This is a genomic window from Polynucleobacter sp. 39-46-10 (genome assembly GCF_002282275.1).
In genome coordinates, this window is sequence record NZ_NCJB01000468.1 from 1 (window position 1) to 1,419 (window position 1,419).

At 47.6% G+C, this 1,419-nt stretch carries 2 protein-coding genes; both read left to right on the forward strand.

Annotated elements, in window-relative coordinates; all coding sequences use genetic code 11:
* A partial coding sequence (locus B7X71_RS16845) for a signal peptidase II (protein ID WP_293601589.1) occupies nucleotides 1-148 on the forward strand: 148 nt, incomplete at its 5' end.
* A 9-nt stretch (nucleotides 149-157) separates the two neighbouring features.
* Nucleotides 158-1,369 carry a bifunctional phosphopantothenoylcysteine decarboxylase/phosphopantothenate--cysteine ligase CoaBC gene (gene coaBC / locus B7X71_RS16850; protein ID WP_293601588.1) on the forward strand — a complete coding sequence of 404 codons (1,212 nt, stop codon included), beginning with the start codon at nucleotides 158-160 and terminating at the stop codon, nucleotides 1,367-1,369.
* Nucleotides 1,370-1,419 lie beyond the last annotated feature (50 nt).

Consider the following 1,419-nt stretch of genomic DNA (forward strand, 5'->3'; position numbering starts at 1 on the left):
CGCTGTAGTCGACTTTATCGATTTGCATTACGCCAACTGGCATTGGCCTGCCTTCAATATTGCCGATAGCGCCATTTGTGTTGGTGCTGGCCTCATTATTTGGGGCGAGCTTCGCAAGTCATTTGGCAAAACGCCTCAATCCCATTAAGCTGGCCCCATGCAATCACTTTTAAATAAGAAAATCGTTCTCGGCATTTCTGGTGGCATTGCGGCCTACAAGTCGGCTGAGCTAGCACGTCAGTTAATACAAGAAGGTGCCAGCGTTCAAGTAGTGATGACCCAAGCTGCTCAACAATTTGTGACGCCAGTCACCATGCAAGCGCTCACAGGCAATCCGGTTTACACCAGCCAATGGGATAGCAGCATTGCCAATAATATGGCTCATATTGAACTATCTCGAGCTGCAGATGCGATTTTGATTGCACCAGCAAGTGCAGATCTGATGGCTAAACTATCTCTTGGCCTGGCTGATGATTTACTCACCACTCTTTGCCTAGCAAGAGATTGCCCACTGTTGCTGGCTCCTGCCATGAACAAACAAATGTGGGAACATGCCGCAACCCAAAGAAGCGCTGAGCGACTGGTTAAAGACAGTGTCACATTACTCGGCCCTGCAAGTGGCTTTCAGGCATGTGGCGAAGTTGGCTTTGGTCGCATGCTCGAACCTGCAGAAATTACCGAGCAATTAATTGCCTTCTTCCAAAAGAAACCCTTGTTAGGCAAGAGAGTTTTAATTACTGCTGGACCGACCTTTGAGGCAATCGATCCCGTGCGCGGCATTACCAATCGTAGCTCTGGCAAGATGGGGTTTGCAATCGCTCGCGCTGCTGTAGAGGCTGGTGCGGAAGTTCACCTGATAGCCGGTCCTTGTGAGCTAGATACACCACTGGCTGCGACTGGAAAAATTACGCGCACGAATGTAGTTAGCGCTAAAGAAATGCACGCAACCACAATACAATCTGCAGACTGCGATATTTTCTTTGCTGTTTCTGCCGTTGCCGATTGGGGTATTGCAAAACCCGCCAAAGAGAAGATAAAGCGCCAAGGCAAGCAGGCGCCAAGCCTTGAATTTATTGCTAATCCAGACATTCTGGCGGATATTGCAAAGACAGTAAAAACGAAAGGTGGTAAGCCCCACCCTTTCTGCGTTGGCTTTGCTGCAGAATCCACAGATCTTCTGAAGCATGCGCAAGAAAAACTGCAGCGCAAAGGTATTCCGATGATTGTGGGCAATATTGGCCCCGATACTTTTGGCAGCGATCTCAATGAATTACTCATTGTCGAAAAAAATACCAACAAAAAAATTGCCAAGGCTGACAAGCTTCAGCTAGCACGCCAACTCATTGCACTAGTTGCTAAGAAAATTTAATTCTCCAAACCAATACCCTGCTTTAGGAAATTGTATGCAAGAACTTCAAG